Genomic DNA, 24,228 nt, shown 5'->3' with positions numbered 1-24,228 from the left:
CATTGATCCGTGAGAAGCAAGTACCGTTCCTCACGGATAAACCCCTTCTCATCCGTGAGGTGTCTCGTCATGGCCGGTACCGGCACGCTCGACCAGCAGATTCCCGTCCGCGTCTTCGGCGGCCCGACCGCCCTCATCGAGTACGGAGGCCTGAGGTTCCTCACCGATCCGACCTTCGACTCCCCCGGCGACTACCCCAGGCCCGGCAGCCCGCTCCTGACCAAGACCGCACCCTCCGCGATCACCCCGGCGGACCTCGGCCCCGTCGACGTGGTCCTGCTCTCCCACGACGAGCACCCCGACAACCTCGACGACTCCGGGCGGGCCCTGCTGGCCGGCGTCCCGCTCACCCTCACCACCTCCGGAGGCGCCGTCCGCCTGGGCGGCAACGCCCGGGGCCTGGCACCGTGGGCGTCCGTCGAGCTGGACCGTCCCGGCGGCGGCACCGTGACCGTGACGGGCGCGCCCGCCCTGCACGGCCCCGAGGGGGCGGAGGCGGTCACCGGCGAGGTGGTCGGCTTCGTCCTGACCTCGGCCGACCTGCCCACGGTCTACGTCAGCGGCGACAACGCCTCGCTGGGCCTGGTCAAGGAGATCGCCGGGCGGTTCGGCCCGGTGGACACGGCCGTCCTGTTCGCCGGGGCCCCCCGCATTCCCGTCGTCTTCGACGGCGCGCTGCTCGTCCTGGACAGCGCCCAGGCCGCCGAGGCGGCGGCGATCCTCGGCGCGCGCAGGGTGGTGCCCGTCCACTTCGACAGCTGGTCCCACTTCACCGAGGGCCGCGACGCCCTGGTGGACGCCTTCGACGCCGCGGGCCTGGCCGACCGGCTACGGCTGAACTGAGCGGGCGAGGGTTCCCTCGTCCTCCAGGTGACCCGGCCGGCCGGCGTACCAGCCCGCCACGAGCTGCGCGGCCACCACCGCGAACAGCAGCAGGAACGGCATCGTCCAGCCGCCGCTCGACTCGTGCAGGATGCCGACGACCAGGGGCCCCGCGCCCGCGATGAGGTAGCCGGCGCTCTGCCCGAAGGCCGAGAGCGCGGCCGTCGCCTCGGGGGTGCGGGTCCGCATGGCGAGCATGGTCAGGGCCAGCGGGAACGACCCCATGCCGATGCCGACCAGGCTCGCGAAGACCCAGGCCAGGGACGACGGCGCGAGCCAGAGTCCCAGGAAGCCCGCCGTGTAGAAGAGCACGAAGGCGACCACGACGGGCCGCTGGTCGGCGAACCGGGAGGCGATCGCGGGCACGAGGAGCGAGACCGGGATGCCGATCGCGGTGAAGACGCCCAGCACCAGGCCCGCCTGCGCGGTGGTGTAGCCGCCGTCGACGAGGATCTTCGGCAGGAAGCCGAACATGATGTAGGCGACCATGCTCTGCGTGCCGAAGTAGGCGGCGACCGCCCAGGCCAGCCTGCTGCGGAGCAGGGCACGGGCGCCCGCGCCGCCGTCCGCGCCGTGCCCCGACGGCTCCCTGCGCGAGAGCACGAACCACGGGACGGCGGCGACGGCGGCGAGCGCCCCCCACACCCCCAGCGCGACGTGCCAGTTGCCGTCGGCGGCCCGCTCGATGGGCACGGTCGCGGCGGCCGCGAGCATGGTGCCCACCGCGAGGGCGGTGGTGTAGACGGTGGTCATGGTCCCGGCCCTGCCGGGGAAGTGGCGCTTGATGAGGCTGGGGATCAGCACGTTGCCCACCGCGCCGCCCGACAGCGCCAGCGCGCTGCTGTAGAGGAACACCTCGGCCGAGCCGACCATCGAACGGATCAGCAGGCCGGAACCGAGCACGATGAGGGACAGCAGCAGCAGGCGGTGCTCGCCGATCCTCCTGGCCAGGGCGGGAGTCACCGCACCGACCGAGGCGAAGATGAGCACGGGCAGGGTGGTGAGCAGGCCGACCCCGGCGGCGGACATGCCGAGGGCGGAGGTGATCTGGTCGAGAACCGGCCCGACGCTCGTGACGGCGGTGCGCAGGTTGAGCGCCGCGAGGATGATCCCCAGCACGAGCAGCCAGGCGAGGGAGCCGTTCGCGCCGGTGGTACGGCCCCTGGTCTGATGGGTGAGCACGCTCATGCGGGTTCCTGTCCTCCTTGGTCGTTTCATCCAATCGTAGGATGATTGGCTGACCACGACTGTAACAGGACTGAAACCTTGGTTTGTTCCTGACCGGCGGGTTCTGCGGCACATTGCTGACAACGTGAAAGCCGGGCCCCGCCCCTCTTTACAGGGCGTGACCCGGCTCTCTCACACGCGGCGCGGACCCCGGCTCCGAGGTCCGCGCCACGGACGACACGGACGACACCGACGACCCGGCCGGCCCGGGCGCCGGATGCTCACGCACCGGCGCCGGGCGGTCGGGGCGGGTGTCAGATACGCGGCCCGGGGGTGGGCGGCGGCTCCTCGCCGAGACCACGACCGGCACCCGGCAGCGGCGTGCTGCCGGGAGGGGGAAGCGCGGAGTCCGGCGGGAAGGTGTCGCCCACCGTACGCGGCGGGGCGGGCTCGTCGAAGCCCGCGACACCGCCCGTGGTGCCGACACCGCCGGTACCACCGACGCCGCCGACACCGGGGCCGTCCGTCGGGCCGCCCTCGGCGCCGCGCTCGTGCGGTCCGGGCACCTCGCCGCGCCAGGCACCGGTCTCGTTGCCGCGCGACTCGATGAAGGTCTTGAAACGCTCCATGTCGCCACGGATGCGCAGCCGGACGATCTGCAGCCAGTCACCCACGGTCTCGACGAACCCCTCGGGGTCGTAGTCGAGCTGCAGCGTGACCCGGGTGGTGTCCGGGCCGAGGTGGTGGAAGGTCACCACGCCGGCCTGGTGCGGCCGCTCGATGGACTTCCAGGCCACCCGCTCGTCGGGGTGCTGCTCGGTTATCTCCGCCTCGAACTCCCGGTGAACCCCGGCGATCTCCACGACCCACGCGGTGCGCGTGTCGCTCAGCTGCTTGATCGACTCGACGCCTTCCATGAATTCGGGAAAGCTCTCGAACTGGGTCCACTGGTTGTACGCGGTCCGGATGGGGACGTTGACGTCAACGGACTGTTCAATCGTGCTCATGACCGTGCCTCCCTTGTGGTTTGGTCGGTTCGAAGAGCAGAGCTGCCCGTGAAGGGACACCCCTAACTAGCGGCGTCGCAAAAGCCAGTAAAGTCCTAGCAAAGGCAGCACGAGCGGGATGAAGAGGTACCCGCTCCCGTAGCCCGACCAGACCGTGGCCCGCGGGAACGCCTCGGGGTCGATCAGCCCGAGCGTGCCGACGACGAGCACCCCGGCCAGCTCGATCCCGCAGGCGACCAGCGCGAGCGTCCTGTTCCCCCTGGCCAGGGCCACGGTGAGCACCACGTAGACGGCCGCGGCGAACGCCGACAGCGCGTAGGCCAGCGGCGCCTCGTCGAACCGCGTCGCGATCTGCACGGCGGCGCGGGCCCCGGCCGCCAGGGCGAACACCCCGTAGACCGCCACCAGCACGCGCCCGGGACCGGTGCCGATCGCCGGCTCGCTCACGCCGTTCCCTGCCAGACCTGGAGCAGCCGGCCCACCATGCCGGCGACCGCGCAACCGGCGACCGCGATCACGGCGGAGCCCCAGCGCGAGCGCTCCGCGTACCCCAGGAACAGGGCCACCGGCGGGATCAGCACGGTGCCCGCGAGGTAGCCGATGAGGGTGGCCGTCCCCGACGGGCCCTCGCCCCGTGTCAGCGCGGCGACGACGACGCCGGCCTGGACGAGAAGGCCGAGCTCCAGCACGGCGAGCGCGACCGGCAGCACCCTTCCCATCGCCCTGTCGCGCGCGGTGTTCAGCAGGGCCCACAGCCCGATCACCAGTGACAGCACGATCAGGCCCGTCGCGAGCGGCCCGATCATCGAGGCCTCGCGGAGGTCACGGAGCCCGGGGAGTCGGAGAACATGAGCAGCAGGGTACTGCCCCGCCCCCGCGCCCCCGCTCCCCGCGCGCCACTACGGTGGGCCGGTGGACAGGATCCTGGTCAGCGCCTGCCTGATGGGGCGCAAGGTTCGGTACGACGGGGCGGCGAGGACCAGCGAGGACGCGCTGCTGGCCGACTGGCGGCGGCAGGGGCGGCTCGTCCCGTTCTGCCCGGAGGTGGAGGGCGGGCTGCCCGTCCCGCGCCCGACCGCGGAGATCGAGGGCGGCGCCGGGGGCGAGGCGGTGCTCGCCGGGACGGCCCGGGTGCTGACCGCCGACGGCACCGACGTCACCGCGTCCTTCGTGGCCGGCGCGCGGGCCGCGCTGGAGGCCGCCCGCTCCTGTGGCGCGCGGGTGGCGATCCTCAAGGAGGGCAGCCCCTCCTGCGGCAGCCTGACCGTCCACGACGGCACCTTCGGCGGCGGGCGGGTGCCGGGCAGCGGCGTCACCACCGCCCTGCTGGAGCGCGAGGGGATCGCGGTCTTCGGCGAGGAGCGCATCGCCGAGGCCGCCGCGCGCCTGTGCGCCCTCGCCGAGGCGGATGACGCCGGCGCTGCCGGCACCGCTGCCGCTGACGTCATCGACGGCGACGGCGACGGCGATCAGGCGTTTCCGGTGACGCCGGCGCCGTGACGCCGACGCCGTGACCGGGCGCCCCCGGTGACACCGGCCCCTTCGACGGCGCCGGTGTCACGGAGAGGCCGATGTCAGGAGATGTCGACCCTGAAGATGCGGTCGGAACCGGCGGGCTCTCCCCCGTTGGCGTCGGCGTTGGTCGTGGTCAGCCAGAGCCGGTCGGCCCCGGGCACCGCGACCACGGTGCGCAGCCGGCCGTAGGAGCCCACGTAGTAGGCGACCGGCGTGCCGGTGGTCTCACCGGTTCCCAGCGGGATCCGCCAGAGCCGCTCACCGCGCTGCGCCGCCATGTAGACCGCGTCGCCGACGACCGCGACGGCGCTGGGCGAGGCGGTGCTCACCGTCCACTGGCGCTTGGGGTTCTCCATGCCGGCCACGGAGCAGGTCCCCTCGCAGGTGGGCCAGCCGTAGTTGAGGCCCGGCTTGATCAGGTTGAGCTCGTCGAACTGGTTGTTGCCGAACTCCGCCTGCCACAGCCGTCCCCGGGAGTCCCAGGCGATGCCCTGCGGGTTGCGGTGGCCGTAGCTGTAGACGAGCGTGCCGAACGGGTTGCCCGGGGCGGGCTGCCCCGCGGTGGTCATCCGCAGGATCTTGCCGGCGAGCGAGGCGCGGTTCTGCGCGTTGGCGGTGACCTGCGCGTCACCGGTGGTGGCGTAGAGGTACCCGTCCGGGCCGAAGGCCAGCCGGCCGCCGTTGTGGTAGCGGTTCTTGGGGATGCCCTGCACCAGGACCGTGTAGCCGCCGAGCGAGGTGCCGTCATAGGTCATCCGGACGATCCGGTTGCCCTCCGCGGCGGTGTGGAAGAGGTAGACGTAGCGGTTGGCCGTCCAGTTCGGGTCCACCGCGACTCCCAGCAGGCCGCCCTCGCCGCCGGTGCCGACCGCGTCGGGCACGGTGCCGACCTGTGTCCTGGTGCCCGAGAGGGAGGTGCGGTACACCCGGAAGCTGTCGCGCTCGGTGACCAGCGCGCTCTGCCCGTCCGGCAGCCAGGACACGCCCCACGGGACCGTCCAGCCGGTGGAGATCGGGGTGATGCCCGACGGCACCCCGCCGCCGCACGCCGCCGTGGTGAAGGTGACGGTCCCGCTCTGGGCGGAGACGTTGCCCGCGGCGTCCCTGGCCACCACGTGCAGCGCGTACGGGCTGGCGCACGCCAGGCCGGTGACCGTGACGGAGGTGACCGGTGGTGAGCCGGTGACGGTGGCGTAGACGGTGCTCCCGCTGCGCACCTCGTAGGAGGTGACGCCGGTGTCGTCGGAGGAGGCGGTCCAGCTCAGGGCCGCCGTGGTGGCGGTGACGGTGGACCGGGTCAGGCCCGACGGCGTGGTCGGGGGCCGGGTGTCCGCCGAGGCGGTCTCCAGGTCGAGGTGGTCGAGGTTGGGGAGGCCGGCGGCGGCGGCCGAGGTCACCCGGATCGTGTTGGCGCCGGCCCGCAGCGCGACCGTGAGCGTGGCGGTCGACCAGGTGCTCCAGGCCCCGGTCGGGCCGAACGCGCGGGCCGCGGAGACCACCGTGCCGTTGACCGCGACGTCGCCGGGCCGGTCGCCCGTCGAGCCGTTGGCGTAGCGCAGCGCCACGGTCACGGTGCCCGCGCTCGCCGCCTGGACCGTCCACTCCACGTAGGAGCCCGCGACGTTGTCGCCGTTGACGAAGCCCGTGCCGGAGTAACCGGCGTGGTTGGACTCGACCACGCCCTGGGAGACGCGGGCGCTCTCGGCCTCGTAGCGGGTCGCCGCGTCCGCCGGGCTCACCGTCGCGACGGCCGTCATCAGTGCCAGGGCCGTCGCGGCGAGGCCGCCGAGCGCCTTTCGTGTCCTGGGTCCCTCTGATCTCATGAGTCTCCTTGAGGTGAGGTTCTTCGCGGCGGCCTGCGCTTCACGGCCGTGCCCGGCCGGTGACGCCCGGGTTTGTCAGCGTTGACGACGCCGCCGTACGCTCGCCCGTCCTTCGGGCCCGCCCGCCGCCTGAGCCCGCCGCCGGGCGACGGGTCCCGCACGCCGCGGGTCGTCCACGGCTCGCGTGCGACGGGTTCGCGGATCACCCGGGTTGCCGCCCAGTTTCGCCCTGACCGTATTGATCGTCAAGATTTGACTTGATTTGTCAGGAAAAAATGTGAATCTTTCATCGATGTCCCAGTCCTTCCGGCTCTCGGCCCTCCCTCGCGTCCCCGTACTACAGTGATCCGATGGGCGGCATGATCACGCTGGACAGGGCCCGATGGCTGGGCTTCAGGTGGCACCGGCACGGCCTGGCCCGCCGGTCCCCCGAGGAGACGCTCGACGACCTGCTGTTACTGGGGTTCCAGGACGGCCGGCAGGCCGACGCCGGGCGATCGCTGATCCAGCGCACGGACGGTGTCGGATCGCTGAGCGTCAGCGAGGCCGTCTCCCCCGGCGGGCCGCTGGTGAGCATGTGGACGATGCGCGGAGCACCGCACGTGCACCGCCTGGACGAGGTGGACCTCGTCCGCGAGGCCCTCGCGCCCCGGGAGTCGGACGAGGGCGGAGCCGCCTGGGCCGGCGCGGTCGAGGAGGTGGCCGCCGCCCTGCGCGCCGTGGTGACCGGCCCGACCCCGAAGCCGGAGGCGAGCCGAGAGGTGAACGGCCGCGTCCCGGCCTCGCTGGTGAACCGGTGCGAGCGCTGCGACGCCGACCACGTCCCCGACGCGCTGTTCCGCGCGGCCGGGTGCCGGGCGCGGATCGTCGTCGGCCCCGGGGACGGACGCGTGACCATGCTCCACCCGGCCCCCGCTCCTGGCTCCGCGCGAGGGGAACCCGACGGCCGGGGGGAGGACGACGATCCGCGGCTGACGTTGCTGAGGGCCTACTTCCGGGTGAACGGCCCGACCGGCAGGACCCTGTTCCGCGACTGGATGGGAAGCGACACCGCCACCGTCGCCGGCCTGTGGAGGGACCTGGGCGACGACCTGGTCCGGGTACGGGTCGACGGCCGCCGCCACGACCTGCCCGAGGCGCTGCTGGAGGAGGTGAGGCGGGCACCCGACGCCGAGGGGGTGGTCCTCGTCCCCCCGCACGACCCGTACCTGCGCCAGGCCGACCGGACCCTGCTCGTGCCCGACGGCGACCTGCGCCGGCGGGTCTGGAAGGCCCTCTCCGGGCCGGGGGCGCTGCTGGTGGACGGCGAGGTGGCCGGCACCTGGCGCCACCGCCGCCAGGACCGCGAGGTGACGATCACCCTCTTCGGCGCCCTGGCACCCGCCCGGCGCGCGGAGGCCGAGAGGAGCGCCCGCCTCGTCGCCAAGGCGACCGGCGACGAGGCACCCAGGATCACCTGGGAGCACTAGCCCGGCCGCACCGGCACCACCGAGGTCGTTCATCGGGCACGCCTCAGTACTCCCACAGGTCGGTACGCCCCTCCGCGCCGATGCAGAAGACCGCCGAGCCGTGCGCCCCCCGGACCAGGTCGACCCGGGTCCACCCGGTGGCCGAGGCAACCTTGGCCTCGTAACCCACCCGGGGGGCGGCGGTGATGAGACGGCAGACACCGTCCTCGATGGCGAACGAGACCGAACCGCCCTTGACGTTCATCACGCGCAGGTTCTCGGTCGAGACCGATCTGGTCCTGGTGGCGGCCGGTGCGGGGGTGGCCGACGCCCCGGCGGCCCGGCCGGAGCGGGACGGCGACGCCGCCGGCGCCCTCGTCCTCGCCGACGCGGCCGATGCCGTCGGTGCCGTCGGTGCCGTCGGTGCCGTTGATGTCCCGGGACGGGCCCCGGCCCGCCGCGTCCGCTCCGGCGACGCGACGCTCCCCGACGGGGAGCGGGCCGTGCGCGGCCCGGCGCTCCGGGAGCCGGAGGGAGCGGGACCCGGTGCCGGGGTCCGGCCGGAGGAGCCGGAGGGTGCGGTCACGCCGGGCGGCCCGGTCGGCATCCCCGGCGGGGGCTCTCCCTGGCCGGTACGGCCGATGGCGGCGTTGAGCGACCCGACGCCCGCGTCCTCGGAGACCTCGCTGCGCAGCACGTCGCGCACGCCGAACCAGGCGACCGAGACCGCCAGCACCGTGGCGCAGCACCACACCGCGATGAACCCCAGCGTCTGCCGCATATCGTGAATTATTACGTCATTTGTCTCATTGTTCACTACCGTTACACGGCATGGCGACGGTTCTGGTGGTCGAAGATGACGAGTACGTGCGATCCGCGATCATTCAGGAACTCGGCAGACGCCGGCACGCGGTGCGCAGCGCGGGACGCGCCCTGGACGCCCTGCGGGAGATCTCCCAGAACCCGCCGGACGCGGTGATCCTCGACCTCGGCCTGCCCGACCTCGACGGGGCCGAGGCGCTCAAGATGGTCCGCAGCATCTCCAGCGTCCCGGTGATCGTGGCCACGGCCAGGGACGACGAGGCGGAGATCGTCCGCCTCCTCCAGGCCGGCGCCGACGACTACCTCGTCAAGCCCTTCTCCGGCGACCACCTGAACGCCCGGCTGGACGCCGTGCTGCGCCGGGCGCGCAGCGCCACACCGTCCGCGATGCTGCGCGTCGGCGCGCTCACCGTGGACCTGAACCGGCGCGAGGCCGCCCTCGACGACCAGGCGCTCACCCTGACCAGGCGCGAGTTCGACCTGCTGGCCTACCTGGCCGCCCGGGCCGACCGGGTGGTCTCGCGCAAGGAACTGCTCACCGAGGTCTGGCAGCAGTCCTACGGGGACGACCAGACGATCGACGTCCACCTGTCCTGGCTGCGCCGCAAGCTCGGCGAGAGCGCCTCCTCCCCCCGCTACCTGCACACCGTACGCGGCGTGGGGGTCATGCTGATCACACCGTCGTGAGGCGGACCCTGGCGCTGCTCACCGTCGCGGGCACCTCGATGGTCGCCCTCGCCTTCCTCATCCCCCTCGGGCTGGTCGTCAGGGAGATCGCCCACGACCGGGCCATGGCCCAGGCGGAACGGCAGGCGTCCGCCCTGGTGCCCGTACTGGCCATCACCGTCGATCCGGCCCGGCTGACCCACGCGCTGCTCAGCACCGGCGCGCGGGACCGGATCGGTGTCCACCTGCCGGGCGGCGGCTCGGCGGGCACCGTCAGGGCCCCCGCCGCCACGGTGGCCGGGGCCTCCCGGCTGACCCGGGCCGTCACCGCGGAACTGGGCTCGGGCCGCCTGCTGCTCCGTCCCGTCGCCCTGGACGGCGGCCGGACCGTGGTCGTCGAGGTCTTCGTCCCGTCCGGAGACCTGACCCGGGGGGTCACCGCCTCGTGGGCGGTGCTGAGCGGGGTGGCGGCGGCCCTGGTGGCCGGATCCCTGCTGGTCGGCGACCGCCTGGGCGTGCGCGTGGTGCGCTCGGCCCGACGGCTGGGCCGGGCCGCCGGGGCGCTGGGCGCCGGGGACCTCAGCGTCCGCATCGACCCTGAGGGGCCTCCGGAGCTGGTCGCCGCGGGCGAGGCCTTCAACAGCATGGCCGACCGGGTGGTCCAGTTGCTGGCCGCCGAACGGGAGATGGCCGCCGACCTGTCACACCGGCTGCGTACCCCTCTGGCCGCCCTGCGGCTCAGCCTGGAACACCTGGGGCCCGAGGCCGAGCAGAGCAGGAACGCACTCGGCCGGCTGGAGGCCGAGGTGGACCAGATCATCGCCACCGCCAGGCAGCCCTCCCGTGCGCCGGAACTCGTCCACTGCGACGCCGCCGAGGTGCTCCGCGAGCGGCTGACCTTCTGGTCGGCGCTCGCCGAGGACCAGCGGCGCCCCTGGGAACTGATCGGCGCCGCCTCGCCCGCCCGGGTCCCGGTCGCGGCCACCGAGCTCGGCGCCGTGGTGGACGCCCTGCTCGGCAACGTCTTCCGGCACACCCCCGAGGGCGCCGGGTTCACGGTGACCCTGCACCAGGGCACAGGAACCGTCGGGGTGCTGATCGCCGACGCGGGACCCGGGATCGCCGACCCCGAGGCCGCCCTGCGGCGCGGGACCAGCGGCGCGGGGTCCACCGGGCTCGGCCTGGACATCGCCCGCCGGCTCGCCGAGTCCACGGGCGGCACACTGCGCATCGACGTCTCCTCCCTGGGCGGCGCCGGGATCCAGCTCTGGTTCCGTACCGACCGGCACGACCGCCGCTACGGGCGGATGCGGGCACGCCGCGGGCGCGGCTGATCCCCGGGAAGCGGCCCGTGACCCCGGGAAGCGGCCGATGATCCCGGGAAGTGGCCGGGCACGGATTAGATCGTGGATAAGCCCGCCTTAAGGGCGGCTGAAAAGGGCTTTCTCCGCACCACGGATGCGCGATCGTGGGGAGACCGCGCGCCTCACCCGCGTCCGCGGTTTCCGGCTCGCCGCGTCGTGCCGGCCACGCGTTCAGACGGAGGACACGTGGCCGGTTCGAGGCGGCGAGCCGGGGACTCCACCGGCCGTGCCTCGCGAGGTTCTCCGAAGCTCCCGGAGGGTGGTGGGAGTCGCGAGGATCGTGAAGATCGCGGGGTTGCGAGGGTTTCGTCGAGATTCCGTGCACTCCGCGGCCACGGCACCGCGGTGCTGTCATGATCGCGGTTGCGCCTCACCGACGGGACCCGCGATGCCTCCTCGCTCACTCGCGCTGTCGGCCGCCTCGCTCTGCGCGGGCGGCCTCGCGACACTGGTGTACTTCCATGACTCCGACCTGGTGCTCCTGAGGGAACATCTGAACCGTCCGTTCGCGCTCGGCACACTGGCCTGCCTCCTGGCGGCACTGGCCGCCGCCGGACTGAGGTGGATGTGGCTACGCGTTGTGATCTTCCTTCTCGCCGGGCTGGGCGCGGGTGTCGCGCTGCTCGCGGGATCACTCGCCCTGACGTTCGCCACCACCAAGGAGGTGGGCTTCGTCGACGGGCCGGACCCGTACAGGATCCGGCTCCAGCGGTCGCTGGCGGGCCTCGGGCCGGACGCGGTGATGCGGCTCAGCCTCCGCAGGGACGGCGGGCCGCTCAGCAGGGAGTGGGATGTCGGCTGCTTCAACGACGACGTACCCGACGACGCCTTCGACGCGGTCACGTGGACCGGACCGGGTTCGTTCGAGATCCGGGTGGTCGACGGGCGGATCTTCCCCGTGACCTTGGATCCCGCCTCGGGCAGGCCCCGGACGACCGCCACCCTCGGCTGCTGACGGCGCCCCGGAGGACGGCAGGGAAAAGCGAGATCCCGCCCGGTCGGCTCGACCGGGCGGGATCTCGTGAACCGCTTTCATGCCGTTCCGAGAACGGCCGGGGGTGGAGCTATGGGGATTCGAACCCCAGACCTCCTCCATGCCATGGAGGCGCGCTACCAGCTGCGCCATAGCCCCTTGGCCACCGCTGCGAGTGCTCTCGTCGCGGCGCTCGGGAAGCATATAAGGACACCGGCGTGTTCGCCTAATCGACGGCCGGGCGTCCCGCGACGGTCTCCGGGCGTACGCCGGGACGGGCCGGTCCGCCCGCCACGGCGGACCCGGCGAGCCCGGCGGACACGGACCGGACCAAGCCCCAGACCGGGCAGAACCGGGCCTGACAGCATCGGACCAGGAAGACCGGGCCGAGCGGGATCGGGCAGGACCGGGCCAGGCAGGACCGGGCCGGGGTCGCGGCCGGGCTACCCCCGGACGATCCCGGGCTCGTCCTCGGTGGCCTCGGGGCTGTCGTCGCTCCTGACCGGCTCCGGAAGGGTGCCGGCGTTGTGCTCCATCAGGCGCCAGCCCTTGCGGGACTGCTCCAGCACCGACCACGAGCAGTTCCCCAGGCCGCCCAGGGCGGGCCAGAGCTCCTCGGGCAGGTTCATCAGCATGGCGATGCCGAGCCGGATCGCCGCCCCGTGGGAGACGACCACGAGCAGACCGTCGGAGTCGAGTTCGGCCGCCCAGCGGCGGATGGACGACGACACCCGCACCGCGACGTCGGCGACCAGCTCACCGCCCGGCGCCTCCCAGTTGACGAACTCCCGGGGCCACTTCTCGGCGATCTCCTCGCGGACGAGCCCCTCCCACTCGCCGCCTCCCCGCTCGCGCAGCTCCTTGTCGACCTTGACCTCCAGCCCGGTGACCCGCGCCAGCGCCGAGGCGGTGTCGAAGGCCCGCTGGAGATCGGAGGAGACGATCATGCTGGGGCGGAGCGCGGCGAGCAGCGAGGCCGCGCGGGCGGCCTGCGCGACCCCGGTCTCGTCGAGCGGGATGTCGCTGTGCCCCTGGAACCGGTGCTCGACGTTCCACAGCGTCTGGCCGTGCCTGAGGCAGACGACACGGGGGCTCACTCAGCTACCGTCCCGCGAGCGCGCTGGGCGGCGACCTGGGTGACGCTGTCCGGCAGCGAGATGGAGGGGCAGTCCTTCCACAGGCGCTCCAGCGCGTAGAAGGTGCGGTCCTCCTCGTGCTGGACGTGCACGACGATGTCGATGTAGTCCAGCAGGACCCAGCGGCCCTCGCGCTCGCCCTCGCGGCGGACGGGCTTGACGTCGGCCTCGATCCGCAGCCGGTCCTCGATCTCGTCGACGATGGCGCGGACCTGGCGGTCGTTGGTGGCGGAGCAGAGCACGAACGCGTCGGTGATGACGAGCTGGTCGCTCACGTCGTAGGCCAGGATGTCATCGGCCAGTTTGTCCGCGGCCGCCTCGGCGGCGAGCCTGACGAGCTGGACGGATCTGTCGGTTGCTGTCACGGTGTGGGTCAGTCCTCCTGCTAGTCGGCGCTGTCACCTATCAGGGTGCCCGATCGGGCGCTCATTGAAGAGCCACAGTTCGAACAACGCCTGTCGTATGCCGCCCGATTCCACGCCGCGGGCGGATCGGCGGCTTGATCGGGTTCGTCCTTCACGGCCGGGGCCACGCTTGGCGGCCGAGACGGCCGTACCTGCCGGGGGTGATCCGGGAAGTTCGACCCTCATACCGGATGAACTGCGGATACCCGTATCAGGCAAACTTCTCGAATCATAGCGAATCCCCGTGAAGTGCGCTGTGACTTACGACCTCGTGCATGGTTGGCCGTGGCCGGTGATGTGTGTGATCGTCGATCTACGTGTGGCGAGGATCGCCAGACGTTCGATCATGGTGAACAACAGGCGTGCCGCCGGGTTGCCGGTAGATGGGTCGGCAGGGTCGGTGGCCGAGATCAGGCCGCGATGGCAGGCGGAGCCGCAGGCCGGACCCGGCTGATGCCGGGTCGGCGCGAGCGCCCGGCACATGCTCCACGTTGCCGCTGCGGCTGTTGTCCCGCGTGTCGGGGCTGGGGGTCGTGCGCGCCTACAAGAAACGGTCGGCGGCCAGTACCGCTCTCGCGGCCGATCTGCGCGCGGCCCGCTGGATCAAGGTGCTGGCCGGACGGGGCGACGAACTGACCCGTGACAGCTTCCAGGAGGTGTGGCGGCAGCGGCACACACGGCTGCGGTCGGTGCAGATCCTGCTGCCCGACCCGGCCGATCCGGGACGCTGGCTCGAGAGCCGGGAGGAGGAGATGCGGCGCGTCGACCCGGGCTTCGAGTCCGGCCTGCCGGCCAAGCAGGTGTCGGCCAACATCGCCTACCTCTCGGCGGTGGTCGCCGCCAATCCGGAGGTGGAGATGCGCCTTTTCGATGCTCCCCACACCTGCCGGGCAATTATCACCGACCATTTCGCCTATTTCACTCCATATTCATCGAGCGCGCACGGACGCAACTCACCCTGTTTCGTATTCGGGAACGGCAGCGTGATGTACGACCGTCTGCTGCCTACCTTCGAGAACCTGTGGAGCGCCCGGCGGCGCCTTCGCCTACTCGCCGATCTTCTTCGCGTACAGGGTGATCAGCGTGTCGACCGGCACCTTCCGTCCGGCGGCGGGCGACTGCCTGGTCACTACCCAGTTGCGGTCGTACACCTGAAACCTGTTCTGCCCGGTGGCGTCCTTGTCGTTCAGGACATGGAACCCGGCCGCCTGCATCGCGTCCTGCCCTTTCTGCAGGTTCATCCCGACGACGTCCGGCAGCACCTTCCTCACCGCCGGCTCCTCCTGCTTCCCGGCGGGGGCGGGTTCCGTGTCGTCCGGCTCGGTGCTCGTCCTCACGGGTGCCGGCGCGGTGACGGTCACGGCGGGCGCCGCGGCACTCGCACCGCATCCGGCGAGAGCGGCGACGACCGCGGCGACGACGATCGAGTCGGTGAATCTCATTCGGGCGCTCCCGTGCTGGGACGGATGGGTAGGTGTGGACGGCCGAGGAGGGCCACGGGTTGGCCGGTGAGCGGGGTTCTGTTGGAGCTCCTGGTGTCCCTGAGAGCAGAGTGCCGCCCCTCCGTCGTGTTCGCGGCATCACGCGAGCGTCGGCGTTTCCCGGACAGGACGGGCCACAGATCGCGAAACGCGGCGTCTCAGGCCGTCACCCGTGCGACGAAAAGGTCGTCCGCCGCGACACGCGTGCCGCGCATCACGGACCCTCACCCCGTCGGGCCGCGAGGACAATCCTCCTGCCGACGAGATCGGCGCCCCAAGGGGACCGCCCCGTTCGACAGGACCACCGCGTTCACCGTCAAGGCCGACGGCGCCTGGTCGATCGTCCGCGGCCGTGGCCACGCCACCGAACCTCGCCCTCGTGGGGACAGGGCTTCGTGCGGTTCGGCGGCGCCGCTCCGAAGTGGCCGCGTGACCTGTTGCGTTCGAACTTCTCAGAGTGGTTTGTCGCTGTAGAGGCCGCGCTTGTTGATGTACTGGACGATGCCGTCGGGGACGAGGTACCAGATCGGCTCCCCCGAGCCCACCCGGTCGCGGCACTCGGACGAGGAGATCGACAGCGCGGGGATCTCCACCAGGCTGACCTTGCCCCGGGGCAGGCCCGGATCCCGCAGCACGTGGCCGGGCCTGGTGGCCCCCACGAAGTGGGCGATGGTGAACAGCTCGTCGACGTTGTGCCAGCTCAGGATCTGGGCGAGCGCGTCGGCGCCGGTGATGAAGTAGAGATCCACGTCGGGCCCCCGGGCGGCGGAGATCTCCCGGAGCGTGTCGATGGTGAAGGTCGGGCCGGGCCGGTCGATGTCGACGCGGCTCACCGAGAAACGCGGGTTGGAGGCGGTGGCGATGACCGTCATCAGATAGCGGTCCTCGGCGGCCGAGACGGTCTTGTCGGCCTTCTGCCACGGCTGCCCGGTCGGCACGAAGACCACTTCGTCGAGATCGAAGTGGTGGGCCACCTCGCTGGCCGCGACCAGGTGACCGTGATGGATGGGGTCGAAGGTGCCGCCCATGACGCCCAGGCGCCGCCTGGCCCCTCCGGTGGCCGCGTTCATCATGAAACGGACCTTACGCTCAAGCCGCACCCGGCTTTTAATCACCCCCCGCGCGGGGCAGGCGAGGCCGACGTAGCATGCCGGACATGACCACCACCCCGGATCGCAACCGCGTGCAGCTTCCCGGCATCAGTTCACGCGCCTACGAACATCCCGCCGACAGGTCCGCGCTGGTCGCCCTGCGATCGCTCAGCGGATTCGACACGGTGCTCAAGCAGATGTCCGGCCTGGTCAGCGAGCGCCGGCTGCGCCTGATCTACCTCGCCTCGGCCGTACGGACCAGCGACACGCAGTTCCGAGCCCTGCACGACATGGGCCGCGACGCGGCCTACACGCTCGACCTGCACCGCATTCCCGAGGTCTACGTCCAGCAGAGCCCGCTGGTGCAGGCGAAGGCGATCGGCTTCGACGACCCGTTCATCGTCGTCACCACCGGTCTTCTCGACCTGATGGACTCCGAGGAGCAGCGCTTCGCGATCGGCCACGAGACCGCCCACATCCTGTCGGGCCACGCGGTGTACCGCACCATGCTCGACATCCTCACCCGTCTCGCCAGCCGGGTGGCCTGGATCCCGCTCGGCTACATCGGCCTGCGCGCGATCGTGGCCGGCCTGGAGGAGTGGCACCGCAAGTCCGAGCTCTCCGCCGACCGTGGCGGCCTGCTCTGCGGCCAGGACCCGGACGCGGCGATGCGCGCCCTGATGAAGCTCGCCGGGGGCTCGCGCCTGCACGAGATGAACGTCGAGGCGTTCCTCGACCAGGCCCGCGAGTACGACACCGCCGGCGACGTCCGCGACGGCCTGCTCAAGGTCCTCAACCTGCTGGGCACCACCCACCCGTTCGCCGTCTCCCGGGTGGCCGAACTCGACAGGTGGAGCCGTGGCGGCGAGTACGCCAGGATCGTCGCCGGCGAGTATCCCCGCCGCGCCGACGACTCCAACGCGAAGATCTCCGAGGAGATCAAGGCCGCCGCCCGTTCCTACCGGGAATCCTGGTCGCAGTCGCAGGACCCGTTCATCGGCGTGCTGCGCGATGTGGCCGAGGGCGCCGTCAACGCCGGGGAGCGCATCTTCAACCGCTTCTCCCGCCGCGATGGAAATTGACGGAGAGCGCCACCAAAAGGGTCCGGGCATCGCACACCCGGGCCCTTCGTTTTTTACGTCCTCGATGCGAAGAAATTACCTCTACCATCGTTGACCATGAGAATCCGCACGATCTTCGCCATGGCCGGGGTGGCCGTGATGCTCCTCACCGGCACGGCACACGCCTACCCGATCAAGAACCCGGCCCTGAAGAGGAACGCCCTGTACGAGTCGGGCGTGCTCGCGGCCTCCACCTGCGCCGAGCCTCCGATCAAGGACGGTTCACGCGCGCAGGCCAAGCGGTACATACAGGCGATCCTCGGCTGCCTGAACACCTCGTGGGAAGGGCACCTCACCACGGCGGGGATGTCGTTCAGCGCGCCGAAGATCGAGTTCCTCGACAAGCTGCCCAAGAAGTACTGCGGCTTCACCTTCGAGAAGGACCCGGGATCGTACTCCCTCTACTGCAACCAGTCGCGAACGATCATGATGCGGATCGGCAAGGACTGGCTTCGGGACACCGACGATCTCTGGCTGCTCCACCACACGGCCGCGCTGTACGGGTACCACCTGGCGTCCCTGTCCGGCATCTACGCGGCGTTCGACAAGACACCGTACGCGAACAAGAGCGAGATGAACGAGCAGATCCGGCGTTTCAACCTGTACGCCGACTGCCTGGGTGGCGTGTTCCTCCACAGTGTCCAGGATTCTCTCGGCCGTGGCAGCGGGGACTGGAAGAGGCTGCTGAGCGGTCTGAAGGAGAACGGCGACCTCAAGGGTGAGGCCCGGACGTACGGCAAGGGCTCCAGCCGGGCCGCCTGGGTGGCTCGCGGCTATGCCGAGAGCGACCTGGCCGCCTGCAACACCTGGATCGCCCCCTCCTCCAAGGTCGCCTGAACGCACCCCCGGCCCCGGGCCGTCCGGACGCGTCCGGGAACCCTGCCGGGGGCCGCGCTCACACCCGGGCGCGGCCCCCGGCCCAGGACCTCTACACCAGCAGGGCGATCGCCTGTACGGCCGCGGAGCACAGGGCGACGAACCCGCCCAGCACCGCCAGCGCGCGCAGCCCCTCCTTGCGGAGCTCGACCAGTTCGGCGCCGATCCGTTCGATCTCCCGGCCGAGCACTCCGCCGCAGACGACGCCGAACACCACCCCGGAGAACGCCACCGGCGCGGGGATCTCCCACCACTGCGGCGGCAGCGAGCCGCCGGAGGCCAGCCAGAGGACCGACCCGGCGAGGGCGGCCGCCGGCAGTCCCGGCCACACCAGCACGGTCAGCAGCGATCCCGCGAGGACGAACGGGAAGCTCGCCACCCGTAGCGCGGCCCGGGTCCGGGCCGACCGGCGCTTCCTGACCAGCCGGTGCCCGGCCCAGAGCGCGCGGGCCAGCGTGGTGAACAGACCGGTCACGGCGAAGGTGGCCGCCGGCCAGATGACCGTGGCCACGACGCACGGCACCGCCAGCACCGCCAGCAGGAGCAGCGCCCCGCTCCCGGTGGGCAGCGGTCCCGCCCCGCCGCGCTCTCCCGCCTCCCCGGCCGCGCTCTCCGGGCGGCCTCTCACCGGCCCGCGCCGGACGGTCCCGGTGCCCGCGGAGGTCCGGCGCCCGGGACGCGCCCCTTCGGCCGTCGCGGTCCGGCCGGGACGCGAGGTCTCCGCCACCTGCCCCCGGCCCGAACGGGGGGTCTCCGACACCGGACTCCGCCCCGGACGCGGCGTCTCACCGGTTCCCGGGGCACGGCCGGAACGTGAGGTCTCCGGCGTCACGCTCCGCCCCGGACGCGGCGTCTCCGGCACCGGACCACGGCCCGTGCGGGAGGTCTCCGGCGCAGCCCCCCGGCCCGGACGCGGGACCTCACCGGTTCCCGGGGCACGGCCGCCCCGGGAGGTCTCGCCGGTCGCGGGCGAGGCGGGACGTCCACCGCCGGGCGTCTCCCCGGTGACAGGCGACCCTTTCGCCGCCCGGGGCGCCTCGTCGGTGGCGGACGCCGCCCCCGGCCGGCCGCCACGGGCCCCGTCGGAACCGGTGGCCGGACGCGCGGGCCGTACGGGGCCGGACGGCCCGTCCCCCGGAGGGGACGGTCTTCCCCTGCCCTTGCCCGCCCTGGGCGGCCGGTCGTTCCCGGTGTCGGCGCCGCCCTTGGTCCCGGAGCGTCCCCCCTGCCCCCTGGCCGCCGGTCCGGTCGCCTGGGGCGTCCGCGGCGGAGCCGTCCGGACGAGCCGGCCGAGACGGCCGCACAGCAGGGCCGCCGTGGGGCGCTTGGCGGGCTCGCGATGCAGGGCCGCGCGGATCAGGGGCAGCAGCGCGGCCGGGACGCCCTCCAGGTCGGCCTGGCCGTTGAGGATCGCGTACATCTGCGCCTCGACCGTGCCCCGGCCGAAGGTGGGGCGCCCGGTCGCGGCGAAGGCCACCGTGGCCGCCCAGGCGTGCACGTCGGCGGGCTCGCCGACCGGTTCGTCGGCGAACAGCTCGGGGGCGGCGTAGCCGGGGGTGCCGAGGAAGGTGCCGGTCAGCGTGAGCCGGGTGGCGTCCAGCACGTGGGCGATGCCGAAGTCGATGAGCACCGGCTCGTCGTCCTCGCCGACCAGCACGTTGGCGGGCTTCAGGTCACGGTGGACCACCCCCGCCGCGTGGATGATCGACAGGGCGGTGGCCAGGCCGTGCGCGAGCGTGAGCAGCCCGCCGCCCTCCAGGGGGCCGGCGCGGCGCACCCGCTCCAGGAGGGTCTCCCCCTCGATGTACTCCATGACCAGGTAGGGGCGCTCCCCCTCCAGGTCGGCGTCCGCGACACGGGCGACATAGGGGCTCTCGACCCTGCGCAGCGCGCGGACCTCCCGCTCCAGCCGTACCCGGGCCTCGAAGTCGGCGTCGACCATGTCGTGGAGGACCTTGAGCGCGACCCTGTCGCCCCGGCGCCCGGAGGCGAGGTAGACCTCGCCCATGCCTCCCCGGCCGAGACGCTCCAGCAACGTGTAAGGACCGACCCGCCCGAGACGACCCACGTGACCTCCTGCGTCGGCCACATGGGTCAGGGACCGCTGTGCCTATCGGGTCGCTCGCTCCCGCTCGCTTCCCTGCTCTCCAGCCATAGGAGACCACACCATAGCGGGCCAGAGTGACGTTTTCCCGGCGGCACGCCGGAGTTCCGGAAAACGGATCGCGCGGGACGCCTCAGGGCTGGCCGGGCGGCCGGTGGGCCGGGTCCTCCAGCAGGCTGTCGAGCTCGGCCGTGGGTTCGGCCGACAGGTCGCGCCTCCTGCTGCGGCGCCAGGTGACATGCCCCCGGCTCTCCAGCAGCAGCAACAGCCGATCAGCGGCGAAAAGGACAAGAGCGATAAACAGGAGTGCCACTGCGATGTCCATGGCGTCCAGTCAAACCACAAGCCGTCTCGATCACACTGAGCGACACGCCATGACCCATGGTAATCGGCGGCGGCCCCGGACGATCCAGGCGAACTCCGGAACGGCCTTCCCGTCGAGGAAGGCCGTCCAGGGTCCGTCCCCTGTCAGGAACAGCCGCCGGCCGAGGCCAGGACCGTGCCCTCGGCGGTGCGCAGGTGCCCCTCGCCGGTGTAGACCCACTTGGTCGAGGTCAGCTCCGGCAGCCCCATGGGACCGCGCGCGTGCAGCTTCTGGGTGGAGATGCCGATCTCCGCGCCGAACCCGAACTCCCCGCCGTCGGTGAACCGGGTGGAGGCGTTGACCGCCACCGCCGCGGAGTCGACCAGGGAGACGAACCTGCGCGCCGCGACGACCGAGCGGGTCACGATCGCCTCGGTGTGCGCCGAGCCGTACGTCCTGATGTGCGTGACCGCCTCCTCCAGGGAGTCGACCACGGCCGCGGCGATGTCCAGCGAGAGGTACTCGGTGCGGAAGTCCTCCTCGGTGGCCGGCACCACGTCTCCGTGGGCGGCGATCCTGGCGTCGCCGTGCACCGTCACGCCCTCCGCGGCCAGCGCGGCCAGCGCGCGCGGCACGAAGGCGTCGGCGACGGCCGCGTGCACCAGCACCGTCTCGGCGGCGTTGCACACCGAGGGCCGCTGGACCTTGGAGTTGAGCAGGATCCGTACGGCGAGCTCGACGTCGGCGTCCGCGTCGACGTAGACGTGGCAGTTGCCCACGCCGGTCTCGATCACCGGGACCGTGGACTCCTCCACCACCGAGTTGATCAGCGACGCGCCGCCGCGCGGGATCAGCACGTCCACCAGGCCCCGCGCCCGCATGAGCTCCTTGACCGAGTCACGGGACGTGCCCGGCACGAGCTGGACCGCCCCGGCCGGCACCTCGGTGCCCTCCAGCGCCTCCTGCATGACCCTCACCAGCACCGTGTTCGACTCGTAGGCGCTGGACGAGCCGCGCAGCAGGGTCGCGTTGCCGCTCTTCAGGCAGAGCGCCGCCGCGTCGACGGTCACGTTGGGGCGGCCCTCGTAGATGATGCCGATCACTCCCAGCGGGACCCGCACCTGGCGCAGCTCCAGCCCGTTGGGCAGGACGCTGCCCCGGATCACCTCGCCCACCGGGTCGGGCAGGTCGGCGACCTGGCGGACCGCCTCGGCGATCGAGGCGATCCTCGCCTCGTCGAGACGGAGCCGGTCGATCATGTACGCGGAGATGCCGCTCTCACCGGCCCTGCGCACGTCGAGCGCGTTGGCCGCGACGATCTCCTCGGTCGCGGCCACCAGCGCGTCGGCCATCACCCGGAGCGCGGCGTCCTTCGGCGCCCTCGGCAGCGGGGCCAGCTCGGCGGCGGCCTCTTTGGCCGCCAGGGCCACCTTCAGGAAGTCCTCGGACATCTCGCGCTCCAAAAGAACTAGTTGTGGGTTTCCAGTATGACGATGTCGTCGCGGTGGATGAGCTCCCGCTCGTACTCCCGGCCCATGCTGGCCGCCAGCTCCCGCGTGGAGCGGCCGAGCAGCCCGGGGATCTCGGCCGCGTCGAAGTTCACCAGGCCGCGCGCGACCACCCGGCCGCGCGGCCCGCACAGGTCCACCGGGTCGCCGGCCGCGAACTCGCCCTCCACGCCGGTGACCCCGGCGGGCAGCAGCGACATGCGCCGGCCCACCACGGCCTCGACCGCGCCGGAGTCCAGGTGCAGCCGCCCCCGTCCGGTGGTGGCGTGGGCCAGCCACAGCAGGCGGGTGCCCGGGTGGCGCCCGCCCGGGTGGAAGTAGGTGCCGACGTCGGCCCCGGCGAGGGCCTGGGCCGCGTGCGCGGCGGCGGTCAGCACCACCGGCACGCCCGCGCCGGTGGCGATCGTGGCGGCCTGCACCTTGGTGACCATGCCGCCGGTGCCGACCGTGCCGCCCTTGCCCAGCTCGACGCCGACCAGGTCGGCGGGCCCGCGCACGTCGGTGAGCCTGCGGGCGCCCGGGCGGCGGGGATCGCCGTCGTAGAGGGCGTCCACGTCCGACAGCAGCACCAGCGCGTCGGCCCGGGTCAGGTGGGCCACCAGCGCGGCGAGCCGGTCGTTGTCGCCGAAGCGGATCTCGTCGGTGGCCACGGTGTCGTTCTCGTTGACCACCGGCACGATGCCCAGCTCCAGCAGTCGGGCCAGCGTGCGCTCGGCGTTGACGTGGTGCGAGCGGCGCATCATGTCGTCGGCCGTCAGCAGCACCTGGCCGACGCGCAGGCCGTACCGGGCGAAGGAGGAGGTGTAGCGGGCCACCAGCACGCCCTGGCCGACCGAGGCGGCGGCCTGCTGGGTCGCCAGGTCACGCGGCCTGGCCGGCAGCCCCAGCGGGCCGAGGCCGGCCGCGATCGCCCCCGAGGAGACCAGCACGATCTGGGTCCCCGCCCCCCGCCGCGCGGCCAGCACGTCGACCAGGGCGTCCACCCGGTCGACGTCGATCGTTCCCTGCGGGGTGGTGAGCGAGGACGAACCCACCTTCACGACCAGGCGTGCGGCCGTACGGATCCGTTCGCGCGCAGCGTCCACGACGGGCACCTTTCGAAGACGGTCACTGTTCACAACGATCATCGGGGGGAGCGGGCACCGGGAGGAACGGTCACTGCCCGCCGAGCCGGTTGTCCGACCCGCGCGGCCCCTGGCGCACGGCCTCGGCGTTGAGCGTCGGCTGCCAGTCGAAGATGTACCCGTTCTCCATGGAACCGATGATCACCTCGGCCCCGGCCCTGGCGCCCGCCTTGGTGAGCTCCTCCTCCACGCCGAGCCGCTCCAGCCGGTCGGCCAGGTAGCCCACGGCCTCGTCGTTGGTGAAGTCGGTCTGGCGGATCCACCGCTCCGGCTTGACCCCGGTGACCTGGAAGGTGTCGTCGTCGACCCGGCGGACGGAGAAGCCGGTGTCGCCGTGCTGCTTGGGCCTGATCACCAGGCGGGTCGGCTCGGGCACGGGGGCGGCGGCCCTGGCCGCGGCGACCATCTCGCCCATGGCGTAGGTCAGCTCCTTGAGGCCCTCGTGGGTGGCCGCGGAGATCGAGAAGACCCGCAGGCCGCGCTCGGCGAGCATCGGCGTGACGATCTCGGCCAGCTCCCGGGCGTCGGGCACGTCGGACTTGTTGAGCACCGCCAGCCGCGGCCGGTCCTCCAGCTTCCCGTACGCGGCGAGCTCGGCCTCGATGACCTCGTAGTCGCTGATCGGGTCGCGCCCCGGCTCCATGGTGGCGCAGTCGATCACGTGGACCAGCGTGTTGCACCGCTCGACGTGGCGCAGGAACTCGTGCCCCAGCCCCTTGCCCTGCGAGGCGCCGGGGATCAGGCCGGGCACGTCGGCGACGGTGAAGATCGTGTCGCCCGCGGTGACCACCCCGAGGTTGGGCACCAGCGTGGTGAACGGGTAGTCGGCGATCTTGGGGCGGGCCGCGGAGAGCGCGGCGATCAGGGAGGACTTGCCCGCGCTGGGGAAGCCGACCAGCGCCACGTCGGCGACGCTCTTCATCTCCAGCATCACGTCGAGCTCGTCGCCGGGCTCGCCCAGCAGCGCGAACCCGGGGGCCTTGCGCTTGGCCGAGGCCAGCGCGGCGTTGCCGAGCCCGCCGTGGCCGCCCTCGGCGATCACGTAGCGGGTGCCCACCCCGATGAGGTCGATCAGGACCTCACCGGTGTCGGAGTTCTTCACCACGGTGCCGTCCGGCACCGGGATGACGATGTCGCCGCCGTTCGCGCCGTCGCGGTTGGAGCCGCCCCCCTGCTTGCCGTTCTCGGCCTTGCGGTGCGGGCGGTGGTGGTACTCCAGGAGCGTCGCGGTGTTGGCGGCGACCTCCAGGATCACGTTGCCGCCCCGGCCTCCGTTGCCCCCGTCGGGCCCCCCCAGCGGCTTGAACTTCTCCCGATGGACAGAGGCACAGCCGTTCCCCCCGTCACCGGCCTTGATGTGCAGGACCACCTGGTCCACAAAGTCCGGCATGCTGGTTTTTACCCCTATCTAC

The 24,228-nt window shown here is 72.4% G+C and carries 24 protein-coding genes and 1 tRNA gene; 9 read left to right on the top strand and 16 right to left on the bottom strand.

The genetic code is table 11. The annotated features are described in order from the left end of the window. Positions 1 to 69 precede the first annotated feature (69 nt). Complete coding sequence (locus ACLQ2R_RS12945) at positions 70 to 843, top strand: MBL fold metallo-hydrolase (RefSeq protein WP_425959717.1); 774 nt, start codon at positions 70 to 72, stop codon at positions 841 to 843. Here the strand turns inward: ACLQ2R_RS12945 and ACLQ2R_RS12940 are convergent. The 4 genes from ACLQ2R_RS12940 to ACLQ2R_RS12925 form a co-directional block, all read right to left on the bottom strand. Continuing rightward, the gene (locus ACLQ2R_RS12940; RefSeq protein ID WP_425959716.1) at positions 829 to 2,070 is read right to left on the bottom strand and encodes a CynX/NimT family MFS transporter; all 1,242 of its coding nucleotides are present in this window, start codon (positions 2,068 to 2,070) and stop codon (positions 829 to 831) included. The genes ACLQ2R_RS12945 and ACLQ2R_RS12940 overlap by 15 nt on opposite strands. 293 nt (positions 2,071 to 2,363) lie before the next feature. Then, positions 2,364 to 3,056 (bottom strand): SRPBCC family protein, encoded by a 693-nt coding sequence (locus ACLQ2R_RS12935; protein WP_425959715.1) that lies wholly within the window; start codon positions 3,054 to 3,056, stop codon positions 2,364 to 2,366. Positions 3,057 to 3,122: 66 nt separating this feature from the next. Continuing rightward, the gene (locus tag ACLQ2R_RS12930) at positions 3,123 to 3,503 is read right to left on the bottom strand and encodes a hypothetical protein (RefSeq protein ID WP_425959714.1); all 381 of its coding nucleotides are present in this window, start codon (positions 3,501 to 3,503) and stop codon (positions 3,123 to 3,125) included. Then, positions 3,500 to 3,862: a hypothetical protein gene (locus tag ACLQ2R_RS12925; RefSeq protein WP_425959713.1), complete on the bottom strand. Its 363-nt coding sequence runs from the start codon at positions 3,860 to 3,862 to the stop codon at positions 3,500 to 3,502. The genes ACLQ2R_RS12930 and ACLQ2R_RS12925 overlap by 4 nt, the downstream gene beginning before the upstream one ends. Positions 3,863 to 3,968: 106 nt before the next feature. On the opposite strand from ACLQ2R_RS12925, the gene ACLQ2R_RS12920 reads away from it, so the two are divergent. Next, on the top strand, positions 3,969 to 4,556 hold the full coding sequence (locus ACLQ2R_RS12920) for a DUF523 domain-containing protein (RefSeq protein WP_425959712.1): 588 nt from the start codon (positions 3,969 to 3,971) through the stop codon (positions 4,554 to 4,556). 74 nt (positions 4,557 to 4,630) lie between these two features. Here ACLQ2R_RS12920 and ACLQ2R_RS12915 read toward each other — a convergent pair whose 3' ends face one another. After that, on the bottom strand, positions 4,631 to 6,394 hold the full coding sequence (locus ACLQ2R_RS12915) for a PQQ-dependent sugar dehydrogenase (protein WP_425959711.1): 1,764 nt from the start codon (positions 6,392 to 6,394) through the stop codon (positions 4,631 to 4,633). Positions 6,395 to 6,744: 350 nt separating this feature from the next. Here ACLQ2R_RS12915 and ACLQ2R_RS12910 point away from each other — a divergent pair, with 350 nt between their 5' ends. Beyond that, on the top strand, positions 6,745 to 7,863 hold the full coding sequence (locus ACLQ2R_RS12910; RefSeq protein WP_425959710.1) for a DNA glycosylase AlkZ-like family protein: 1,119 nt from the start codon (positions 6,745 to 6,747) through the stop codon (positions 7,861 to 7,863). A 43-nt stretch (positions 7,864 to 7,906) separates the two neighbouring features. Here the strand turns inward: ACLQ2R_RS12910 and ACLQ2R_RS12905 are convergent, their stop codons facing one another. Then, positions 7,907 to 8,107: a hypothetical protein gene (locus tag ACLQ2R_RS12905; RefSeq protein WP_425959709.1), complete on the bottom strand. Its 201-nt coding sequence runs from the start codon at positions 8,105 to 8,107 to the stop codon at positions 7,907 to 7,909. On the opposite strand from ACLQ2R_RS12905, the gene ACLQ2R_RS12900 reads away from it, so the two are divergent. The 4 genes from ACLQ2R_RS12900 (at position 8,097) to ACLQ2R_RS12885 (ending at position 11,649) form a co-directional block, all read left to right on the top strand. Next, on the top strand, positions 8,097 to 8,630 hold the full coding sequence (locus tag ACLQ2R_RS12900) for a hypothetical protein (RefSeq protein ID WP_425959708.1): 534 nt from the start codon (positions 8,097 to 8,099) through the stop codon (positions 8,628 to 8,630). The genes ACLQ2R_RS12905 and ACLQ2R_RS12900 overlap by 11 nt on opposite strands. 43 nt (positions 8,631 to 8,673) lie before the next feature. Beyond that, positions 8,674 to 9,351 (top strand): response regulator transcription factor, encoded by a 678-nt coding sequence (locus ACLQ2R_RS12895; protein WP_425959707.1) that lies wholly within the window; start codon positions 8,674 to 8,676, stop codon positions 9,349 to 9,351. After that, positions 9,348 to 10,664 (top strand): sensor histidine kinase, encoded by a 1,317-nt coding sequence (locus ACLQ2R_RS12890; RefSeq protein WP_425959706.1) that lies wholly within the window; start codon positions 9,348 to 9,350, stop codon positions 10,662 to 10,664. The genes ACLQ2R_RS12895 and ACLQ2R_RS12890 overlap by 4 nt, the downstream gene beginning before the upstream one ends. Before the next feature lie 418 nt (positions 10,665 to 11,082). After that, complete coding sequence (locus ACLQ2R_RS12885) at positions 11,083 to 11,649, top strand: hypothetical protein (protein WP_425959705.1); 567 nt, start codon at positions 11,083 to 11,085, stop codon at positions 11,647 to 11,649. A 104-nt stretch (positions 11,650 to 11,753) separates the two neighbouring features. Here the strand turns inward: ACLQ2R_RS12885 and ACLQ2R_RS12880 are convergent. The 5 genes from ACLQ2R_RS12880 to nadD all read right to left on the bottom strand — a co-directional run bounded on the left by ACLQ2R_RS12880 (position 11,754) and on the right by nadD (position 15,761). Further along, positions 11,754 to 11,826: transfer RNA gene (locus tag ACLQ2R_RS12880), tRNA-Ala, on the bottom strand. A gap of 284 nt (positions 11,827 to 12,110) precedes the next feature. Continuing rightward, positions 12,111 to 12,764, bottom strand: coding sequence for a histidine phosphatase family protein (locus ACLQ2R_RS12875; protein WP_425959704.1), 654 nt, complete (start codon positions 12,762 to 12,764; stop codon positions 12,111 to 12,113). Further along, positions 12,761 to 13,168, bottom strand: a complete 408-nt coding sequence (gene rsfS / locus ACLQ2R_RS12870; RefSeq protein WP_344895858.1) for a ribosome silencing factor — start codon at positions 13,166 to 13,168, stop codon at positions 12,761 to 12,763. Before rsfS ends, ACLQ2R_RS12875 begins: the two co-directional genes overlap by 4 nt. Positions 13,169 to 14,253: 1,085 nt before the next feature. Beyond that, positions 14,254 to 14,649 carry a PASTA domain-containing protein gene (locus ACLQ2R_RS12865; protein ID WP_425959703.1) on the bottom strand — a complete coding sequence of 132 codons (396 nt, stop codon included), beginning with the start codon at positions 14,647 to 14,649 and terminating at the stop codon, positions 14,254 to 14,256. A gap of 491 nt (positions 14,650 to 15,140) precedes the next feature. Continuing rightward, complete coding sequence (nadD, locus tag ACLQ2R_RS12860) at positions 15,141 to 15,761, bottom strand: nicotinate-nucleotide adenylyltransferase (protein ID WP_425959702.1); 621 nt, start codon at positions 15,759 to 15,761, stop codon at positions 15,141 to 15,143. A 74-nt stretch (positions 15,762 to 15,835) separates the two neighbouring features. On the opposite strand from nadD, the gene ACLQ2R_RS12855 reads away from it, so the two are divergent. Next, complete coding sequence (locus ACLQ2R_RS12855; protein WP_425959701.1) at positions 15,836 to 16,861, top strand: M48 family metallopeptidase; 1,026 nt, start codon at positions 15,836 to 15,838, stop codon at positions 16,859 to 16,861. A 96-nt stretch (positions 16,862 to 16,957) separates the two neighbouring features. After that, positions 16,958 to 17,737 carry a neutral zinc metallopeptidase gene (locus ACLQ2R_RS12850; RefSeq protein ID WP_425959700.1) on the top strand — a complete coding sequence of 260 codons (780 nt, stop codon included), beginning with the start codon at positions 16,958 to 16,960 and terminating at the stop codon, positions 17,735 to 17,737. 91 nt (positions 17,738 to 17,828) lie between these two features. Here the strand turns inward: ACLQ2R_RS12850 and ACLQ2R_RS12845 are convergent, their stop codons facing one another. The 5 genes from ACLQ2R_RS12845 to obgE form a co-directional block, all read right to left on the bottom strand. Further along, positions 17,829 to 19,844, bottom strand: a complete 2,016-nt coding sequence (locus ACLQ2R_RS12845) for a protein kinase domain-containing protein (protein ID WP_425959699.1) — start codon at positions 19,842 to 19,844, stop codon at positions 17,829 to 17,831. A 169-nt stretch (positions 19,845 to 20,013) separates the two neighbouring features. Further along, positions 20,014 to 20,205 (bottom strand): hypothetical protein, encoded by a 192-nt coding sequence (locus ACLQ2R_RS12840; RefSeq protein WP_386243513.1) that lies wholly within the window; start codon positions 20,203 to 20,205, stop codon positions 20,014 to 20,016. 143 nt (positions 20,206 to 20,348) lie between these two features. Then, on the bottom strand, positions 20,349 to 21,635 hold the full coding sequence (locus tag ACLQ2R_RS12835; RefSeq protein ID WP_425959698.1) for a glutamate-5-semialdehyde dehydrogenase: 1,287 nt from the start codon (positions 21,633 to 21,635) through the stop codon (positions 20,349 to 20,351). 17 nt (positions 21,636 to 21,652) lie between these two features. After that, positions 21,653 to 22,819 (bottom strand): glutamate 5-kinase, encoded by a 1,167-nt coding sequence (gene proB, locus ACLQ2R_RS12830; protein WP_425959697.1) that lies wholly within the window; start codon positions 22,817 to 22,819, stop codon positions 21,653 to 21,655. A 28-nt stretch (positions 22,820 to 22,847) separates the two neighbouring features. After that, positions 22,848 to 24,206: a GTPase ObgE gene (gene obgE / locus ACLQ2R_RS12825; RefSeq protein ID WP_425959696.1), complete on the bottom strand. Its 1,359-nt coding sequence runs from the start codon at positions 24,204 to 24,206 to the stop codon at positions 22,848 to 22,850. Positions 24,207 to 24,228: the final 22 nt, after the last annotated feature.

It is taken from the genome of Streptosporangium sp. DT93, assembly GCF_049844535.1.
Lineage (GTDB): Bacteria > Actinomycetota > Actinomycetes > Streptosporangiales > Streptosporangiaceae > Streptosporangium.
Note: the sequence above shows the minus strand (reverse complement) of the source record. Positions and strands in the feature narration are given on the sequence as shown.

What these genes read in the sequence shown, in the direction of transcription:
- ACLQ2R_RS12840 (WP_386243513.1), bottom strand. Translation starts at nt 20,205, where the DNA reads ATGGACATCGCAGTGGCACTCCTGTTTATCGCTCTTGTCCTTTTCGCC.
- ACLQ2R_RS12850 (WP_425959700.1), top strand. Translation starts at nt 16,958, where the DNA reads ATGAGAATCCGCACGATCTTCGCCATGGCCGGGGTGGCCGTGATGCTC.
- ACLQ2R_RS12935 (WP_425959715.1), bottom strand. Translation starts at nt 3,056, where the DNA reads ATGAGCACGATTGAACAGTCCGTTGACGTCAACGTCCCCATCCGGACC.
- nadD (WP_425959702.1), bottom strand. Translation starts at nt 15,761, where the DNA reads ATGATGAACGCGGCCACCGGAGGGGCCAGGCGGCGCCTGGGCGTCATG.
- ACLQ2R_RS12925 (WP_425959713.1), bottom strand. Translation starts at nt 3,862, where the DNA reads ATGATCGGGCCGCTCGCGACGGGCCTGATCGTGCTGTCACTGGTGATC.
- obgE (WP_425959696.1), bottom strand. Translation starts at nt 24,206, where the DNA reads ATGCCGGACTTTGTGGACCAGGTGGTCCTGCACATCAAGGCCGGTGAC.
- ACLQ2R_RS12865 (WP_425959703.1), bottom strand. Translation starts at nt 14,649, where the DNA reads ATGAGATTCACCGACTCGATCGTCGTCGCCGCGGTCGTCGCCGCTCTC.
- ACLQ2R_RS12910 (WP_425959710.1), top strand. Translation starts at nt 6,745, where the DNA reads ATGGGCGGCATGATCACGCTGGACAGGGCCCGATGGCTGGGCTTCAGG.
- ACLQ2R_RS12915 (WP_425959711.1), bottom strand. Translation starts at nt 6,394, where the DNA reads ATGAGATCAGAGGGACCCAGGACACGAAAGGCGCTCGGCGGCCTCGCC.
- ACLQ2R_RS12855 (WP_425959701.1), top strand. Translation starts at nt 15,836, where the DNA reads ATGCCGGACATGACCACCACCCCGGATCGCAACCGCGTGCAGCTTCCC.
- ACLQ2R_RS12835 (WP_425959698.1), bottom strand. Translation starts at nt 21,635, where the DNA reads ATGTCCGAGGACTTCCTGAAGGTGGCCCTGGCGGCCAAAGAGGCCGCC.
- ACLQ2R_RS12945 (WP_425959717.1), top strand. Translation starts at nt 70, where the DNA reads ATGGCCGGTACCGGCACGCTCGACCAGCAGATTCCCGTCCGCGTCTTC.
- ACLQ2R_RS12940 (WP_425959716.1), bottom strand. Translation starts at nt 2,070, where the DNA reads ATGAGCGTGCTCACCCATCAGACCAGGGGCCGTACCACCGGCGCGAAC.
- ACLQ2R_RS12885 (WP_425959705.1), top strand. Translation starts at nt 11,083, where the DNA reads ATGCCTCCTCGCTCACTCGCGCTGTCGGCCGCCTCGCTCTGCGCGGGC.
- ACLQ2R_RS12895 (WP_425959707.1), top strand. Translation starts at nt 8,674, where the DNA reads ATGGCGACGGTTCTGGTGGTCGAAGATGACGAGTACGTGCGATCCGCG.
- proB (WP_425959697.1), bottom strand. Translation starts at nt 22,819, where the DNA reads ATGATCGTTGTGAACAGTGACCGTCTTCGAAAGGTGCCCGTCGTGGAC.
- ACLQ2R_RS12905 (WP_425959709.1), bottom strand. Translation starts at nt 8,107, where the DNA reads ATGAACGTCAAGGGCGGTTCGGTCTCGTTCGCCATCGAGGACGGTGTC.